At 61.2% G+C, this 16,079-nt stretch carries 17 protein-coding genes; 15 read left to right on the top strand and 2 right to left on the bottom strand.

All coding sequences use genetic code 11. The annotated features are described in order from the left end of the window. Window positions 1-10: 10 nt before the first annotated feature. From phnC to GLP52_RS10495, 5 genes are all read left to right on the top strand, one after another. A complete protein-coding gene (gene phnC, locus GLP52_RS10515; RefSeq protein ID WP_237272360.1) occupies window positions 11-820 on the top strand; it encodes a phosphonate ABC transporter ATP-binding protein in 810 nt (269 codons plus the stop codon). 70 nt (window positions 821-890) lie between these two features. Then, window positions 891-1,802 carry a phosphonate ABC transporter substrate-binding protein gene (gene phnD, locus GLP52_RS10510; RefSeq protein WP_093731451.1) on the top strand — a complete coding sequence of 304 codons (912 nt, stop codon included), beginning with the start codon at window positions 891-893 and terminating at the stop codon, window positions 1,800-1,802. Window positions 1,803-1,873: 71 nt separating this feature from the next. Continuing rightward, window positions 1,874-2,758: a phosphonate ABC transporter, permease protein PhnE gene (gene phnE / locus GLP52_RS10505; RefSeq protein ID WP_093731450.1), complete on the top strand. Its 885-nt coding sequence runs from the start codon at window positions 1,874-1,876 to the stop codon at window positions 2,756-2,758. Continuing rightward, window positions 2,755-4,053, top strand: coding sequence for a phosphonate ABC transporter, permease protein PhnE (gene phnE, locus GLP52_RS10500; protein ID WP_093731449.1), 1,299 nt, complete (start codon window positions 2,755-2,757; stop codon window positions 4,051-4,053). The genes phnE (GLP52_RS10505) and phnE (GLP52_RS10500) overlap by 4 nt, the downstream gene beginning before the upstream one ends. Beyond that, complete coding sequence (locus GLP52_RS10495; RefSeq protein WP_237272359.1) at window positions 4,053-4,667, top strand: chloramphenicol acetyltransferase; 615 nt, start codon at window positions 4,053-4,055, stop codon at window positions 4,665-4,667. Before phnE (GLP52_RS10500) ends, GLP52_RS10495 begins: the two co-directional genes overlap by 1 nt. Window positions 4,668-4,678: 11 nt before the next feature. On the opposite strand, the gene phnF is transcribed toward GLP52_RS10495, so the two are convergent. Continuing rightward, on the bottom strand, window positions 4,679-5,392 hold the full coding sequence (phnF, locus tag GLP52_RS10490; protein ID WP_237272358.1) for a phosphonate metabolism transcriptional regulator PhnF: 714 nt from the start codon (window positions 5,390-5,392) through the stop codon (window positions 4,679-4,681). 102 nt (window positions 5,393-5,494) lie between these two features. Between phnF and phnG the strand changes: the two genes are divergently transcribed. The 10 genes from phnG to GLP52_RS10440 all read left to right on the top strand — a co-directional run bounded on the left by phnG (window position 5,495) and on the right by GLP52_RS10440 (window position 15,026). Next, window positions 5,495-5,950, top strand: coding sequence for a phosphonate C-P lyase system protein PhnG (gene phnG, locus GLP52_RS10485; RefSeq protein WP_418896411.1), 456 nt, complete (start codon window positions 5,495-5,497; stop codon window positions 5,948-5,950). Then, entirely contained in the window at window positions 5,950-6,510 is a 561-nt protein-coding gene (gene phnH, locus GLP52_RS10480) for a phosphonate C-P lyase system protein PhnH (protein ID WP_237272357.1), read from the top strand. The genes phnG and phnH overlap by 1 nt, the downstream gene beginning before the upstream one ends. Continuing rightward, window positions 6,510-7,658 carry a carbon-phosphorus lyase complex subunit PhnI gene (locus GLP52_RS10475; RefSeq protein WP_237272356.1) on the top strand — a complete coding sequence of 383 codons (1,149 nt, stop codon included), beginning with the start codon at window positions 6,510-6,512 and terminating at the stop codon, window positions 7,656-7,658. Before phnH ends, GLP52_RS10475 begins: the two co-directional genes overlap by 1 nt. Next, on the top strand, window positions 7,655-8,524 hold the full coding sequence (locus GLP52_RS10470; RefSeq protein WP_093731443.1) for an alpha-D-ribose 1-methylphosphonate 5-phosphate C-P-lyase PhnJ: 870 nt from the start codon (window positions 7,655-7,657) through the stop codon (window positions 8,522-8,524). The genes GLP52_RS10475 and GLP52_RS10470 overlap by 4 nt, the downstream gene beginning before the upstream one ends. Then, a complete protein-coding gene (gene phnK / locus GLP52_RS10465; protein ID WP_093731442.1) occupies window positions 8,521-9,291 on the top strand; it encodes a phosphonate C-P lyase system protein PhnK in 771 nt (256 codons plus the stop codon). The genes GLP52_RS10470 and phnK overlap by 4 nt, the downstream gene beginning before the upstream one ends. Before the next feature lie 5 nt (window positions 9,292-9,296). Next, on the top strand, window positions 9,297-9,980 hold the full coding sequence (gene phnL, locus GLP52_RS10460; protein ID WP_093731635.1) for a phosphonate C-P lyase system protein PhnL: 684 nt from the start codon (window positions 9,297-9,299) through the stop codon (window positions 9,978-9,980). Continuing rightward, window positions 9,977-10,552, top strand: a complete 576-nt coding sequence (phnN, locus tag GLP52_RS10455) for a phosphonate metabolism protein/1,5-bisphosphokinase (PRPP-forming) PhnN (RefSeq protein WP_093731441.1) — start codon at window positions 9,977-9,979, stop codon at window positions 10,550-10,552. The genes phnL and phnN overlap by 4 nt, the downstream gene beginning before the upstream one ends. Continuing rightward, entirely contained in the window at window positions 10,549-11,691 is a 1,143-nt protein-coding gene (locus GLP52_RS10450; RefSeq protein ID WP_093731440.1) for an alpha-D-ribose 1-methylphosphonate 5-triphosphate diphosphatase, read from the top strand. The genes phnN and GLP52_RS10450 overlap by 4 nt, the downstream gene beginning before the upstream one ends. Window positions 11,692-11,873: 182 nt before the next feature. Then, on the top strand, window positions 11,874-12,923 hold the full coding sequence (locus GLP52_RS10445; protein ID WP_237272355.1) for a HesA/MoeB/ThiF family protein: 1,050 nt from the start codon (window positions 11,874-11,876) through the stop codon (window positions 12,921-12,923). An 87-nt stretch (window positions 12,924-13,010) separates the two neighbouring features. Beyond that, window positions 13,011-15,026: a M3 family metallopeptidase gene (locus GLP52_RS10440; protein WP_237272354.1), complete on the top strand. Its 2,016-nt coding sequence runs from the start codon at window positions 13,011-13,013 to the stop codon at window positions 15,024-15,026. Window positions 15,027-15,140: 114 nt separating this feature from the next. On the opposite strand, the gene GLP52_RS10435 is transcribed toward GLP52_RS10440, so the two are convergent. Next, a complete protein-coding gene (locus GLP52_RS10435) occupies window positions 15,141-16,073 on the bottom strand; it encodes a 2-hydroxyacid dehydrogenase (protein ID WP_237272353.1) in 933 nt (310 codons plus the stop codon). Between the last annotated feature and the right edge of the window lie 6 nt (window positions 16,074-16,079).

The following is a 16,079-nucleotide window of genomic DNA, read 5'->3' as shown; positions in this document are numbered from 1 at the left end:
GGGGAACCGAATGCTTCAGCTTCAAGCCGTCACGAAAACATTTGGCGCGAATACAGCCGTTCACGCAGCGAGCTTTTCCGTCGACCGTCCGATGATGATCGGCATCATCGGCAGTTCCGGTGCCGGTAAATCGACGCTGCTGCGGATGATGAACTGTCTGACCCCCGCCAGCTCGGGCGAGATACTGGTGAACGGGCGCGACATCACCAAGCTGCGCGGATCAGAGAAGCGTGACTGGCAATCCCACTGCGCAATGATCTTTCAGCAGTTCAATCTGGTGCCCCGGCTGGATGTGGTGTCGAACGTGCTGCACGGCACGTTAAACCGCCGGTCTACACTGTCGACGATGTTCAACATCTTTCCCCAAGACGACATTGTCCGCGCCATTGATATCCTTGATCGTCTGGGCATCGCTGAACACGCGCCCAAACGTGCCGAGGCCCTATCGGGCGGGCAGCAGCAACGTGTCGCCATTGCGCGCGCGCTTATGCAGGACCCGACGATTATCCTCGCGGATGAACCCATCGCCTCGCTTGATCCGATGAATGCGCAGCTGGTGATGCAGGCGCTGCGCGACATCCACGAGCAGGACGGGCGCATGGTGATCGCGAACCTGCATACGCTGGATACAGCCCGCCGCTATTGCGACCGCGTGATCGGCATGCGGCAGGGGCGGATCGTGTTTGACGGCACGCCTGCGCAGCTGACCACCGGTGTGGCACGCGACATTTACGGGGCGGATGCCAGCTTTTCCGAAGCGACGACATCGACCCAGATCGAAACGCTGTCCGCCCGTCCCAAGGTGGTGGCGGCGCTATAGCCCTTCGTTTTTTCTATCACCCCTGCCTCCGTTCCTTGGGGGCCTATCTGCAAAAGAAGAGAGACGACCGATGAACAAGTTACTTGCTGCTGCTCTGGCGACGACAACCCTTGCGACGGGTGCGGCTGCACAGGCCGAAGCCATCTCTGAATTCCGTATCGGTATTCTGGGCGGGGAGAACGCCCAAGACCGGATGAATTCTAACGAATGTATGCGCGTCATGACCGAAGATGCATTGGGTGTGCCGACCAAGATTTTCGCCCCTGCCGACTATAACGGCGTTATTCAGGGTCTGCTGGGCGGCACGCTGGACATGGCGTGGCTGGGCGCTTCGGGCTATGCGGCGGTGTATCTGCAAGACCCCGAAGCGGTTGAGCCTGTACTGGTTAAAATGAACCTGGACGGGTCTTATGGCTACCACTCCATCGGGTTTGCCCGCGCCGACAGCGGCATCACCAAGCTCGAAGGCGTCAAGGGCAAGGTCTTTGGCTTTGGCGATCCGAACTCGACCTCAGGCTATCTGATCCCGTCGATCGAGATCCCGCAGATGGGCGAAGGGATCACCATGGAGTCCGGTGGCTACTTTGGGGAGGTCAAATTCACCGGCGGTCACGAGCAGACAATCGTTGCGGTCAACAATGGCGACATCGACGCAGGGGTGACCTGGGCCGACGGTCAGGGCAACTGGGAAGACGGCTATAACTCGGGGGCGCTGCGCAAAGCGGTGGATTCGGGGCTGGTTGATATGAACGATCTGGTGGAAATCTGGCGCTCTAAGCCGATCCCTGAAGGCCCCGTCGTTTTGCGCAGTGATCTGCCGCAGGACGTCAAAGACAAGATGACCACGCTGGTGGACACCCTGTATGAAACCGATCCCGACTGTACCTATGGCGTTGCCGCAGGGGACAGCCTTGGTTTCGATCCGATCACCCATGACGCCTATGTGTCGATCATCGAGGCACGCAAGGCAAAATCGAATTGATTAAAGTAATTTAAGCACTGTCGCTGGCTCCGATCCTCATCGGGGTCAGCATTTTTACGTAAAGGCTTCCCATGACTGCGACATCGCATACCAACCCCGACCGAGCAGGGATTCAGGACAGCTATCTGGCGCTGGCCAGATCGAAGCGCTGGATGAATCTGGTGCTGTTGATCCTTTTTGTGGCGCTGCTGGTGGGCGGCTTTAATACCGCGGGCGACCGCAATGCAGGCGGGTTCTGGGACGGGCTGCCGAACGTTCTCGATTTCCCCGCTGACGTGATCGCCGAAGCGATTGAGCGCGGGCACCTTTTACCCGGATATATGGCGAAATACCTGCCTTCGTTGATCGAGACGGTGAATATTGCCGCGGCGTCGACCCTGCTAGGCGCAATGATCGGTCTGTTTCTGTCGCTGATGGTCACGCGCGGGCTTGCCCCTCTGCCGTGGCTGGTCGGTCCCTTGCGCCGCGTGCTGGACCTGTTGCGCGCCGTCCCCGAGATCGTCATCGCGCTGGTGTTGATCTTTATGCTGGGCGGCGGGCCAGTGCCCGCGATGATTGCCATTGCGCTGCATACCATCGGTGCGTTGGGTAAGCTCTTTTCCGAGGTGAATGAAAACGCCTCTCTCAAACCGGTAGAAGGTCTTGCCTCTGTCGGGGCCAGCTGGAGCCAGCGCATGTGGCTGGGGGTAATCCCGCAAGTGGCCCCGAACTACGTCAGCTATGCTCTGCTGCGGTTCGAGATCAACATCCGCGCCTCTGCGATCCTTGGCTTCGTCGGGGCAGGGGGCATCGGCTACGACCTGCGCAACACCATGAGCTGGGGGCAGGGCAAGTTCGACGAGGCTGCCGCCATCTTCCTTTTGCTGTTCCTGACGATTGTGATCGTCGATCAGCTTTCTTCCGTTTTCCGTAACCGTCTGACCCACGGACTGCCGAGTGCAAAGGTGACCCTATGACCGCGACCGCCCTTCACGCCCAGACGATGGTGCACTTCTCGCGCAAGCGGATGACCGCTTTGGCGCTGCCCCTGATTGCGCTGGCCTATTTCGTCTATATCTTCTTTGCCTTTGATATTGCGGGGCTGGGGGATCGGATCAACGTCGGCAACGCCCGCACGCTGGTGTCTGATACCTATAGCTACAAAACCCATGTCACGCAGGACAACCGTGACGGCGCGTTTTCCATCGCAATCGAAGGCGAGCGTAAGGGCGCATATGAAACCGGTACGGCCCCTGACTGGGTTACGCTGGGGGATCGCCCCGTTGCTGATCTGGGGGGCGGGCATATCGTGACCTTCGGCCCGCAAGTGACCTATGACATCCCGGGCTATGGTACCGTGGTGGCCGAACCGGGACAGCGCGGCGTTCAGGCGACATTCCCGCCCGGCGATATCCCCGACTATATCAGCGCATCCAAGAACCGTGTGATGATTAACACGGATGCAGGGCGCCTGACGATCACCCGCAACCGGACCGAGGTGTTCAAGTACAACTACGGCTGGGAGCTGTTCTTTTTCACGCTCGATAGCCCCTATCACGGGCTTGGCCCTGTTGCACTGCTGGGGCGCGCGGTCAGCGGCGAAGCAGGCGCGATTTTCCACGATTTCTGGACCAACCGCATGTGGCGTCATGGCGATGTGGCTTGGGCGTTGTACGAGACGTTGTTGATGGCATTCCTTGGCACGTTTGGCGCAGCGATCATCGCTTTGCCGCTGGGGTTTCTGGCCGCCAAGAACTTTACCCCGCTGCGGTCCTTGCGCTTTGCTGCACGGCGCATGTTCGACTTTCTGCGCGGGGTTGACGGGCTGATCTGGACCATCGTCTTATCGCGGGCCTTTGGGCCGGGGCCGCTGACGGGGGCACTGGCGATCCTGCTGACCGACACGGGGTCCTTCGGCAAGATGTTCTCGGAAGCGCTTGAGAATGTGGACGGCAAACAGATCGAAGGCATCACCTCCACCGGGGCGAAACCGCTGCAACGCTATCGCTTTGGGGTGATCCCGCAAATCGTGCCGGTGCTGCTGAGCCAGATCCTGTATTTCCTTGAATCCAATACGCGGTCCGCGACGATCATCGGGGCGATCACCGGTGGCGGCATCGGTTTGCTGCTGACCCAGGCGATTGCCACCCAGAAGGACTGGGAAGAGGTGACCTACTACATCGTGCTGATCGTGCTGATGGTCATGGCGATGGACAGCTTTTCGGGCTGGCTGCGCCGCAAGCTGATCAATGGCGACGAGGGTGGTCACTGATGCCGCGTCTTACTGCTGACACCCCCTACATGCACCCCGACTGCGAGATCAAAGATGCGACATTCGGAGCCTACACAGAGGTTGGACGCGGGTCGCGTATCGCGCACAGCCAGTTTGGTGACTATAGCTACTGCGACCGCTACGCCGACATTGCCAACACCACCGTGGGCAAGTTTGCAAACATCGCGGCCTATGTGCGGATTGGGGCCACAGACCACCCGATGGAGAAAGCCAGCCTGCATCACTTTCACTACCGTGCAGGCGACTACTTTGACGATGCGAATGACGATGACGCTTGGTTCGCGCACCGTCGTGGGCGGCGCGTCACCCTTGGACACGACACGTGGCTGGGCAACGGCGCACAGGTCCGGCCAGAGGTAACGATCGGCCACGGGGCCGTTGTGGCGGGCGGGGCGATCGTGACCAAGGACGTCGCCCCTTATATGATCGTAGCGGGCATCCCTGCAGTGCCGCTGCGCGCGCGGTTCAGCCCAAGTATCGCCGACCGCATGATGGCACTGGCATGGTGGGACTGGTCCCACGACGCGCTGCACCGCGCGCTTGGGGACTTCCGATCGCTTTCAGCAGAGGCGTTTCTGGAACGGTACGAATAACGCCGGCCGCCTCAGGAATCTGCCAGTGTTAGGGTCACTTTGTCCCCCGCAAACCACGTGCGCCCGTATTCCAGCGGTTGGCCTTGATCATCCACGTTCAGGTTGATCGTGCGTAAGATCGGCGCGCCCTCAGTCACGCGCAGATGCAAGGCTTGGGTGGCGCTGGCGAGCTTGGCATTGATGCGGGTCGAGGCACGGGTGTAGTCCGTCACCCCCCCCAGTCGCAGCGCCGCCGTCACCGATTGCGCCTGTTCAAGATGCGCCAGCATGTCGGGGAAGCGCGCGGCAGAGAAGACGCTGCGAAACAGCGCGATCACCTGATCATCAGCAAAGGAAAGCCCCTCGCAGACCTGCACCTGGGCGTTCTCGGCCAAGGCAAGCGCGCTGCTTTCCTCGGGCCGTGCGGTGCGGGTTTCCAGCGTCAGGAACTCCTTGCCCGGAATGCGCCCCTGTGCGGTGAGGTTTTGGTGAAAACGGACGCGGCGGCCAATGGGGTAATCGGTAGGGGTAGAGGTCACAAACACCCCCGCACCGCGCCGCGGCAGGACCAGCCCTTCGTCCGTCAGCGCCTTTATCGCATGGCGCACCGTATGCCGGTTCACCCCGAACCGCGCAGCAAGCGCGCTTTCGGTCGGCAGCTTGTCGTCAGGGCCATATACACCCGCTGCGATGTCGCTGCGCAGACTATGGGCGATGGCGGTCCAGATCGGGGTGCGTTGGGGCATGTCACAAATATTTCGCAAAAGGAGGGCTTGGCGCTGGTCGGCGTCACAGGTAGTATTTGTCTAGTTGTATAGACAACTCGAAAAGGTGTCTAGATGAATATGATGAACTCAGAAATCGACCCCAACGCGCCTCGTAAGTCGTGGTTGGGGCTGCTCGCTAAATCCCCCGCAGCCGAGATCGCACGCCTGTGGACCGCCTATGACACCCACCCCGATCACAGTATTTTGCGCGCGCCAGAGATTGGCGGCGTGATGGTGCGCGGGCGGGCAGGAGCCGTGGGTGCCGCGTTTAACCTTGGCGAAATGTCCGTCACCCGCGCCTCGGTCAAACTGGGCTGCGGTACGGTCGGTCACGGCTATGTGCAGGGCCGCAGCAAGGACCACGCGCTGCAGACAGCGCTGATTGACGCATTGATGCAAACCGAAGCAGCGACGCAGGTAGAGGCCGCGATACTTGCCCCCCTGCGCAAGGCGCGTGACACGGCCAAGGCCACCCGCGCGGCCAAGGCGGCGGCGACCAAGGTGGATTTCTTTACAATGGTACGAGGGGAAGACTGATGCAGGCCCATGCTTTGGAGGGCGGTTTTACCAACGCCCCAATCGACGCCGCCCGCGCCTTTCGCGGGCTGATGACCGCCATGGCCCGCCCCGGCACGATTTGTGACGTATCAGGTGCCACCGCGCCCGCGCCGCTTAGCGTGGCAGCAAGTACCGCGATCCTGACGCTGTGTGATCCCGATACGCCGATCTATCTGGGGGCGGCCTGTGATACGCAAGATGTGCGCGACTGGATTACCTTTCAAACCGGCGCGCCTTTTGCGCCTGCCGATAAGGCGATGTTCGCCGTGGGGGGCTGGGATGATCTGCCTCTCGCAAAGTTCGCCATCGGCACCGCAGAATACCCCGATAGGTCAGCAACGCTGATCGTCGAAATGCCCGAGCTGTCCTCCCATGGTGCGACCCTGAGCGGGCCGGGCATCAAGGATACCGCTAGCCTGTCGCTGCCGGACTGCGCTGCTTTTCAAGCGAATGCCATGCTGTTCCCACTGGGGCTGGATTTCATTTTTACTTGCGCAGACCGGCTTGCTGCGCTGCCACGCACGACGAGGGTTCGCTGATGTATGTTGCAGTCAAAGGGGGCGAACGCGCCATCGACAACGCCCATGCGTGGCTGGCCGAGGAACGGCGCGGTGATCGCGATGTGGCGGAACTGGGCGTCGATCAGATCCGCGAACAGATGACGCTGGCCGTCAATCGCGTGATGGCGGAAGGGTCGCTTTATGATCCCGACCTTGCCGCGCTGGCGATCAAACAATCGCGTGGTGATTTGATCGAGGCAATCTTTCTGATCCGGGCCTACCGCACCACGCTACCCCGTTTTGGCGGCTCTAATCCGGTGGACACCGCTGCGATGGCGTGTGACCGCCGTGTCTCGGCCACGTTCAAGGACGCACCGGGCGGGCAGGTTCTGGGGCCGACATTCGACTATACCCACCGTCTGCTGGACTTCAAACTCGCCGCCGATGGAGAGGTCGCAGAGATGCCGCAAACAGAGCCTAATGAGGGTGAAACGCCTCATATCATGGGCTTTCTTGACCGCGAGGACCTGATTCAGACGGAACCCGCAGGAGCAGAGAAACCTGACGATCTGACCCGCAGCCCGCTGGAGCTTCCGGCTAGCCGTGCCTTGCGATTGCAGGCTCTAACGCGGGGGGATGAGGGGTTTATCCTTGGCATGGCTTACTCCACCCAACGGGGCTACGCACGCAACCACGCTTTTGTGGCAGAGCTGCGCATCGGTGCCGTGGCCGTAGAGATGGACATACCCGAATTGGGTTTTGCCATCGACATCGGCGAAATCACCCTGACTGAATGCGAGACGGTCAATCAGTTCACCGGCTCTAAGACGGAGCCGCCACAGTTCACGCGGGGCTATGGGCTGGTCTTTGGCATGACCGAACGCAAGGCGATCTCTATGGCGCTGGTCGACCGCGCGCTGCGCTGGAAGGAGTTGGGCGAGGATAATCTGGGCGCACCCGCGCAGGACGAGGAATTCGTGCTGTACCACGCCGACAATATTCAGGCGACGGGGTTTCTGGAGCATATCAAACTGCCCCACTACGTCGATTTCCAATCCGAACTGGAGCTGATCCGCAAGCTACGCCGGGAGGCGCAGGCAGGGTCGCAGGCGGGGGAACAAGCCGACGGGAAGGGCCCCTCCGGGGGGAGTTTAACAGGCAAAATGAAGGAAGGGGTGGCGTCATGAGCGACTATAACTTCGCCTATCTGGACGAGCAGACCAAACGCATGATCCGCCGCGCGATCCTGAAAGGGCTGGCGATCCCGGGCTACCAAGTGCCTTTTGCCAGCCGCGAGATGCCGATGCCTTATGGCTGGGGCACGGGCGGTGTACAGGTGTCGGCGGCGGTATTGACGCCCGAAGACCGGTTCAAGGTGATCGATCAGGGGGCCGATGACACCACCAATGCAGTCTCTATCAGACGGTTTTTCGAGAAAACGGCGGGTGTCGCCGTGACCGAAGCCACCACCGAGGCCAGCGTGATCCAGACCCGTCACCGCATCCCCGAAGCGCCCCTGCGCGAGGACCAGATCCTTGTCTATCAGGTGCCGATCCCCGAACCGCTGCGGTTTCTCGAGCCATCAGAGGTAGAGACCCGCAAGATGCACAGCCTTGAAGAATACGGATTGATGCACGTGAAACTTTACGAGGACATCAGCCAGCATGGTGCGATTGCCACCGCCTATGCTTATCCGGTGAAGGTCGAGGGCCGCTATGTCATGGACCCGTCGCCGATCCCGAAGTTCGACAACCCAAAGCTGGAGATGGCAGGTATCCAGTTGTTCGGCGCGGGCCGTGAACAGCGTATCTATGCGGTGCCGCCCTATACCCATGTCGTCAGTCTGGATTTTGATGACTACCCGTTCGAGCCGACCAAAGCAGATCACGCCTGTGATCTGTGCGGCGCGACAGACAGCTATCTGGACGAGCTGATCATGGATGATGCCGGCGGTCGGATGTTCATGTGTTCGGATACGGATTACTGCGGCACTCGCTGTGCGGCGGGGCATTGTGGCGCCCAGGGCACCCCTTTGGCGGAGGACGCGGCATGACCCCGTTGTTGCAAGTGGAAGGCATCGCCAAGATGTACGGCGCGCGGATCGGGTGCACGGATGTGTCCTTTGATCTTTATCCGGGCGAGGTAATGGGCATCGTCGGGGAAAGCGGGTCGGGGAAGTCGACCTTGCTGAACTGTATGGCGGGGCATTTGCAGCCCGACGCAGGTGCGGTGCGCTTTGACACCCGCACTGAGGGCTTGCGCGATACTGTCACGATGAGCGAGCCCGAACGCCGCATGCTGTCGCGCACTGACTGGGCATTCGTTCATCAACATGCCCGCGACGGGTTGCGCATGAACGTCAGTGCGGGCGGCAATGTCGGCGAACGGCTGATGGCCGTGAACGCACGCCACTACGGAGACATCCGGGACAAGGCGATCGACTGGCTGGGCCGGGTCGAGATCAGCGCCGACCGGATCGACGACCGCCCCACGGCCTTTTCCGGCGGGATGCAGCAACGGCTTCAGATCGCGCGCAATCTGGTGACGGGCCCGCGGTTGGTATTCATGGACGAACCTACCGGCGGTCTGGATGTCAGCGTACAGGCGCGATTGCTGGATCTGCTGCGTGGTCTCGTGCGCGAAATGGGGCTGAGCGCCATCATCGTGACCCACGATCTGGCTGTGGTGCGATTGCTCGCCGACCGGCTGATGGTGATGAAAGACGGCCATGTCATCGAGAGCGGCCTGACCGATCAGGTGCTCGACGATCCGCAGCATGCCTATACGCAGCTTCTTGTTTCCTCTGTCCTACAGGTATGAACCCGATGATTACTGTTGAAAACGTATCGAAATCCTTTGTGCTGCACAATCAGGGGGCTGCCGAAATCTCTGTTATGGCGGGGGCGTCGCTGTCGGTGGCACAGGGGGAATGTATTGCCTTGGTGGGCGCGTCGGGGGCCGGCAAATCGACCCTGATGCGGATGATTTACGGCAATTATCTGACCCAGTCGGGCCGGATTATGGTAGGCGATCTGGATGTCGTAACCGCGGCACCACGCCAGGTGATCCAGCTGCGCCGCACGACGTTGGGCTATGTCAGCCAGTTCCTGCGGGTCGTGCCGCGTGTCTCGACACTGGATGTAGTGGCCGAGCCGCTGATGGCGACCGGATCGGACCGAGCGACGGCCGAGGCGCAGGCAAAAACCCTGTTACACAGACTGAACATCCCCGAACGCCTGTGGCAGCTGAGCCCCACGACCTTCTCTGGCGGGGAGCAGCAGCGCGTGAATATCGCGCGCGGTTTTGCCTATCCCTATCCGGCGCTTTTGCTGGATGAACCTACCGCCAGTCTTGACCCGACAAACCGTGCCACCGTGCTTGCGATGATTGCCGAGGCGAAGGCGCGGGGCGCTGCGATCATTGGTATCTTCCATGACCACGCCGCCCGCGATGAGATATGCGACCGCCAGTTTGATGTGACGCAGTACACGCCGGGGCTGGCCGCATGAGGGGACGGTTTATTGCGGTCGTCGGTCCTTCGGGCGTTGGCAAAGACAGCGTGATGGAAGGTTTGGCTGCGGCAGACCCGTCGCTCGTGCTCGCCCGACGCGTGATCTCGCGTCCCACCGCGCTGGGCGGCGAGGATTTTGACGGCGTGTCGGAACGTGCCTTTCGGAAGGCCGAGCATGACGGCGCGTTTATTCTTAGCTGGCATGCGCACGGGTGGCACTACGGTATCCCGCAGTCTGTGGCACTGGAGGTGGCGCAGGGGCGTGACGTGATGGTGAACCTGTCGCGGGCCGTTTTGCCACAGGCGCAGGCTTTGTTCGCGCGGTTCTGTGTCATCCTGCTGCGCGCGGATCGCGATGTGCTTGCATCCCGTCTGTCTGCGCGAAACCGCGAGGACGCAGACGAGATCGAGCGTCGCTTGGCGCGGGCAGATTTCGCGATGCCGTCGGGTATGCGCCACCAGGTTATCTGTAATAACGGCCCGCTGGCGCAGACCGTTGCCACAATACGCCAGCATCTTTCCCAAACAGCCTGTACGGCTGGCCAATCCAATCAGAAGATAAAGCCATGACCCAAGAGACGATTTTCGCCAATGCCCGTCTGATTCTGCGCGATAGGGTCGAAACCGGCGCGATCCGCATTGCAGATGGGGTGATCACCAATATCGATACCGGCGCCGCCGTGCCAAAGGGCGCGCGGGACATGCAGGGGGATTACATCGCGCCCGGCCTGGTGGAACTGCATACCGATAACCTTGAACGGCACATGTCGCCGCGCCCCAAGGTCGACTGGCCGCACCGCGCCGCGATCCTCGCCCATGACCGAGAGCTCGCCGGGACCGGGATCACCACGGTGTTTGATGCGATCCGCGTGGGGTCGATGATTTCGGCCGAGCATCAGTATCAGAAATACGCGCGCGGCATGGTTGATACCATTCTGGCCATGCGCGATGCCCGCGCCTTGCGGATCAGCCACCACATCCACCTGCGCGCCGAGATTTGTTCGGAAACGCTGGCCGAAGAGCTGGCAGAGTTCGGCCCCGAGGATCGCGTGGGCATTGTGTCTATGATGGACCACACCCCTGGTCAGCGCCAGTTTCGGGACCTGTCGAAATTCGAGGCCTACGTGCGCGGCAAACACAGCTTTGACGCAGCCGCGTTCCAGCGCCATGTCGCGTATCTTTACGACGTGCAAAAGCAGTACGGCAAAGCCCATGAGGCCGCGACGGTTGCGGCTGCCGCCCGCTATGGCGCGGCACTGGCCAGTCATGACGACACCACGGCAGAGCAAGTCGATACCAGTCACGACTACGGGGTACGGCTGGCCGAATTTCCCACCACCGTAGAGGCCGCCAACCGCTGCCACGCCAACGGGATCGCGACGATTATGGGCGCGCCGAATGTCATTCGCGGGGGGTCCCATTCCGGCAATGTCGCAGCGCTCGATCTGGCCAAGGCAGACCGGCTTGATATTCTTTCGTCGGATTATGTGCCCGCGGGGCTGTTGATCGCGGCGCTCCAATTGGGCGATCTTTGGGGCGATCTGTCGCGTGGTCTGTCGACGGTGACCCGCGCTCCGGCACATCGTGCGGGCTTGATGGATCGCGGGACGCTTGAAGTCGGGGCACGTGGCGATGTGATCCGGTTCGCGCGACTCGACGGGTTGCCGATCCTGCACGAAACATGGGTCGAGGGGGCGCGTGTCTTTTAACCTGATGCAGCGGTGCGACGCTTGCCGCTCTGCGGGCCTGCCCGTTTACGTTTTGGGTTGGTGTCGGCGGAAAAATGCTTAGGTTGCCGCTTTAGGGTCTGAATACCCGAAAAACAAAGCGGGGGCCTTATGCGCCAATCACATACGCAACCAAAACTGCGCGCCTCAGACGGGGCCGCCTGATGCTGCTGGTTTTGGGACTGGCCGCGCTGATCTGGGGCGCGGGGGCCGCGTTTGGCCAGCCACGCGAACGACGGGTCGTGATGTTGGGCATGGTGTTTGGTCTGGTGATCGGCTTGAACCTGTTGCTGCCGGCGACGCATCCCTTGCGTGTCGCGACGGGGGGTACGGCGGCGCCTTGGCTACTGCTGACCGGATTTTTGCTACTGATCTTTGGCTATAGCTGGGGGCTGAACCGCTTGCGTGCGCGGGCCGAACCCGCAAACGACACCAAACCCGCCGCGCAAACCGGCACGTTTTCAGAGACCGAGCTGAACCGCTATGCCCGTCATATCGTGCTGCGCGAAGTCGGCGGATCGGGTCAAAAGGCGCTCAAGCAAGCGCGGGTTCTGGTCATCGGGGCAGGTGGGCTTGGGGCGCCGGTGCTGCAATATCTGACGGCTGCCGGTGTCGGGACCATCGGCGTGATCGATGACGACATCGTTGAAAACGCTAACCTACAACGGCAGGTGATCCATAAGGACAGCGCCATCGGCACCCCCAAGGTCTTTTCAGCCCAAGCCGAGATGGAGGCACAGAACCCCTTTGTCACCGTGCGCCCCTACCATCGCCGCCTGACCGACGACATCGCGGCAGAGCTTTTCGCCGACTACGATCTGGTGCTGGACGGCACCGACAATTTCGACACCCGCTATCTGGTGAACCGCACCTGCGTCGCCGCAGGGCTGCCGCTGATTTCGGGCGCACTGTCGCAATGGGAAGGGCAGCTCAGCATCTTTGACCCTTCAAAGGGTGCACCCTGCTACCAATGCATCTTCCCGCAGGCCCCTGCGGCACATCTGGCCCCCAGCTGTGCGCAGGCTGGTGTAATTGGCCCGCTGCCCGGTGTGATCGGTGCGATGATGGCGTCCGAGGCTATCAAGCTTATCACCGGTGCCGGTGCGCCGCTGCGCGGTCAAATGCTGATGTATGACGCGCTTTATGGCGAGAACCGCGTGATCGGTGTCTCCAAGCGCGACGACTGCCCGATCTGTGGCGACGCGGGCGAATAGACGACCCGTCATGGGGGTTCCGCGCGCGGCTATTGCGATTGTATTGCCCTGCTGCAGTGCATAGCTTGACCCGTAAAGGAGACCGCCATGACAAACCCGTTGCTACATGATTGGGACACCCCGTTCGAGATTGCCCCCTTCGACCAGATCTCCGACGATGATTTCGCCCCTGCGCTGGACGAGGCGCTGCAGACGCACCGCATGGAAATCGAAGCCATCGCCGCGTGCGAATACGAGCCGACATTCTCAAACACGATCGAGGCGCTCGAGGAAGCAGGCAGCCAGCTGGACCGCGTGTTGGGCGTGTTCTTCACCGTCGCAGGGGCCGATAGCAACCCCGTGCGCGAAGACCTGCAACGCAAATTCTCGCCGCTGCTGTCGGCGCATTTCTCTGACATCTCAAGCAACAAGGCGCTGTTCGCGCGGGTCGCATCGGTCTGGGAAAACCGCGACAGCTTTGACCTGACGCCAGAGCAGGCACGGGTGCTGATGCTGACCCACCGCGGCTTTGTCCGCGCAGGCGCGGCGTTGGACGGGACGGCGGATGCGCGGATGAAAGAGATCAAGAACCGGCTTGCCGTGCTGGGGACACAGTTTACCCAGAACCTGTTGGCCGATGAACGCAGTTGGTTCATGCCGCTGGAAGAATCCGATCTGGAGGGGCTGCCCGACTTCGTCATCGATGCCGCCCGCGCTGCTGGCGAAGAAAAAGAGGCGGGCGCGCCGGTCATTACCCTCTCGCGGTCTTTGATCACGCCGTTTCTGCAATTCTCGCCGCGTCGCGATCTGCGCGAAAAGGCGTTTCTGGCGTGGCAGGCGCGTGGGGCCAACGGCAATGAGACCGATAACCGCGGCATCGCTGCTGAAACCCTTGCGCTGCGCGAGGAACGGGCCAAGCTGCTGGGCTATGACAACTTTGCCGCCTACAAGCTGGAAACAGAGATGGCGAAAACGCCAAAGGCCGTGCGCCAGCTGCTGATGGATGTCTGGGCACCGGCCAAAGCACAGGCAGAGGCGGACGCCGAGGTGCTGACCCGCATGATGCACGACGATGGCGTAAACGGCGATCTGGCCCCGTGGGACTGGCGCTACTATGCGCAAAAACGGCGGGTGGCGGAACATGATCTCGATGAAGCCGCGTTGAAACCGTATTTCCAGTTGGACCGGATGATCGACGCGGCCTTCGACTGCGCCACACGGCTCTTTTCTCTCGAATTCAAACCCCTCGACGTGCCGCTCTATCACCCCGATTGTCGCGCGTGGGAAGTGACCCGCAACGGCGAACATGTGGCGGTGTTCATCGGTGACTATTTTGCGCGCGGGTCAAAACGGTCTGGCGCGTGGTGCAGCGCCATGCGGTCTCAGGCTAAATTCCCCGAGGTGCAGTCGCCGGTGGTGATGAACGTGTGCAACTTTGCCAAAGCATCGCCTGCGCTGCTGTCCTACGACGACGCCCGCACGCTCTTTCATGAATTCGGCCATGCGCTGCACCAGATGCTGTCGGACGTGACCTATGAATCCGTCAGCGGTACATCGGTCGCCCGTGATTTCGTCGAACTGCCAAGCCAGCTGTTAGAGCATTGGCTGGAGGTGCCCGAGGTCCTGAGCCAGTACGCCACCCACGCCAAGACAGGCGAACCGATGCCGGCAGAAATGCTTGCAAAGGTTTTGGGGGCTGCAAACTTTGATATGGGGTTTTCCACGGTCGAATATGTCGCCTCTGCGCTGGTAGACCTCGAATTCCACGACGGTGCGGCACCCGCCGATCCGATGGAGAAACAGGCGCAGGTGCTGGCCGATCTGGGGATGCCCGACGCGATCACCATGCGCCACGCCACGCCGCAGTTTGCCCACGTCTTTTCAGGCGATGGCTATTCCAGCGGCTACTACAGTTATATGTGGTCCGAAGTGATGGACGCAGACGCCTTTGCCGCCTTTGAAGAAGCCGGCAGCGCCTTTGATCCCGACCGCGCGGCGGCACTAGAGCAACACATCCTGTCGACCGGCGGCAGTCAGGATGCGGCGGAGCTGTACAAGGCGTTCCGCGGCAGATTGCCGGGGGTAGAGGCTTTGTTGAAAGGGCGCGGTCTGACAGCGGGCTGAACGCCCGCAGCTGACCTGCCCTCGGCGAGAGTTTAAGAGGCAAAATGAAGGGGCGCAGGGCTGCAGCTTCATTTTGCCAAATAAACTCAAATCCCGCCCTCGATACGGGGTGGGTCAGTAGCCGTTGGCGCGGTCCACCAGATGCAAAAAAGGCTCTTGGGATTCGCCGCGGCGGATGTTTTCCACGACGGCCTGTGCTGCTGTGTTGGCGCGGGTTTCAGCGGCGATATGGGGGGTAACAGTGACTTTGGGGTGCGCCCAATAGGGGTGCTCGGAAGGCAGCGGTTCGATGCGGAACACATCCAGCGTGGCATGGGCGATCTGGTCGGTATCCAACGCAGCCAGCAGCGCGTCGTCATCGATCAACGCCCCACGGCCTGGGTTTATAATAAACGCGCCCTTGGGCATCTGCGCTAGGGTTTCGGCGTTCAGCGTGTTCTCGGTATCAGGGGTGTTGGGCAGCAGCAGGACCGCGATCTCGGCGCTGTGTAGGGCATCTCTTAGCCCGTCGTCCCCATGCAGACAGGTCACGCCTGAAATCTCTTTGGGGCTGCGCGACCAGCCGGTGACGTTGAAACCCAGAGACACCAATGTCTCGGCCACAGCCGCGCCTAAGGCACCAAGGCCCAGAATGGTGATCTGACGTTCCTGTGCCAGCGGCGGGGTGCGCGGGGTCCAATCGGTGTCCGTCTTGCGAATGTCCGTGTCTAGCCCCAGATGGTAGCGCATCACATGGCCCGTGACCCATTCAACCATGCCCTTGGTCAGGCCCGGATCCACCATCCGCGCCAGCGGGATATGCAGCGTGTCATTGTTGGTGATATTTTCGACCCCCGCCCAGAGGTTTAGCACCGCCTTGGCCCGCGTGTAGGGAGTGAAATCCTGTAGCGTGCTATTGGGTGCATAGACGATGTAGTCCACGTCCTGCGGGGTGATATCCGTTGATAGGTGAGCCGTGATCCCCGCGGCATCAAGCGCTTGACGCAGGGGGGCTTCATACGTCACCCAACGTTCGGGGCGGGCGGCGAAAAGGACGTTCAGGGACATAGGTTT

The organism is Sulfitobacter sp. M22 (assembly GCF_021736025.1).
Lineage (GTDB): Bacteria > Pseudomonadota > Alphaproteobacteria > Rhodobacterales > Rhodobacteraceae > Sulfitobacter > Sulfitobacter litoralis.
The sequence above is the reverse complement of the archived record's forward strand: the minus strand, read 5'-3'. Positions and strand labels throughout refer to the sequence as shown.

What these genes read in the sequence shown, in the direction of transcription:
- phnC (WP_237272360.1), top strand. Translation starts at nt 11, where the DNA reads ATGCTTCAGCTTCAAGCCGTCACGAAAACATTTGGCGCGAATACAGCC.
- phnD (WP_093731451.1), top strand. Translation starts at nt 891, where the DNA reads ATGAACAAGTTACTTGCTGCTGCTCTGGCGACGACAACCCTTGCGACG.
- phnE (WP_093731450.1), top strand. Translation starts at nt 1,874, where the DNA reads ATGACTGCGACATCGCATACCAACCCCGACCGAGCAGGGATTCAGGAC.
- phnE (WP_093731449.1), top strand. Translation starts at nt 2,755, where the DNA reads ATGACCGCGACCGCCCTTCACGCCCAGACGATGGTGCACTTCTCGCGC.
- GLP52_RS10495 (WP_237272359.1), top strand. Translation starts at nt 4,053, where the DNA reads ATGCCGCGTCTTACTGCTGACACCCCCTACATGCACCCCGACTGCGAG.
- phnF (WP_237272358.1), bottom strand. Translation starts at nt 5,392, where the DNA reads ATGCCCCAACGCACCCCGATCTGGACCGCCATCGCCCATAGTCTGCGC.
- phnG (WP_418896411.1), top strand. Translation starts at nt 5,495, where the DNA reads ATGAACTCAGAAATCGACCCCAACGCGCCTCGTAAGTCGTGGTTGGGG.
- phnH (WP_237272357.1), top strand. Translation starts at nt 5,950, where the DNA reads ATGCAGGCCCATGCTTTGGAGGGCGGTTTTACCAACGCCCCAATCGAC.
- GLP52_RS10475 (WP_237272356.1), top strand. Translation starts at nt 6,510, where the DNA reads ATGTATGTTGCAGTCAAAGGGGGCGAACGCGCCATCGACAACGCCCAT.
- GLP52_RS10470 (WP_093731443.1), top strand. Translation starts at nt 7,655, where the DNA reads ATGAGCGACTATAACTTCGCCTATCTGGACGAGCAGACCAAACGCATG.
- phnK (WP_093731442.1), top strand. Translation starts at nt 8,521, where the DNA reads ATGACCCCGTTGTTGCAAGTGGAAGGCATCGCCAAGATGTACGGCGCG.
- phnL (WP_093731635.1), top strand. Translation starts at nt 9,297, where the DNA reads ATGATTACTGTTGAAAACGTATCGAAATCCTTTGTGCTGCACAATCAG.
- phnN (WP_093731441.1), top strand. Translation starts at nt 9,977, where the DNA reads ATGAGGGGACGGTTTATTGCGGTCGTCGGTCCTTCGGGCGTTGGCAAA.
- GLP52_RS10450 (WP_093731440.1), top strand. Translation starts at nt 10,549, where the DNA reads ATGACCCAAGAGACGATTTTCGCCAATGCCCGTCTGATTCTGCGCGAT.
- GLP52_RS10445 (WP_237272355.1), top strand. Translation starts at nt 11,874, where the DNA reads ATGCTGCTGGTTTTGGGACTGGCCGCGCTGATCTGGGGCGCGGGGGCC.
- GLP52_RS10440 (WP_237272354.1), top strand. Translation starts at nt 13,011, where the DNA reads ATGACAAACCCGTTGCTACATGATTGGGACACCCCGTTCGAGATTGCC.
- GLP52_RS10435 (WP_237272353.1), bottom strand. Translation starts at nt 16,073, where the DNA reads ATGTCCCTGAACGTCCTTTTCGCCGCCCGCCCCGAACGTTGGGTGACG.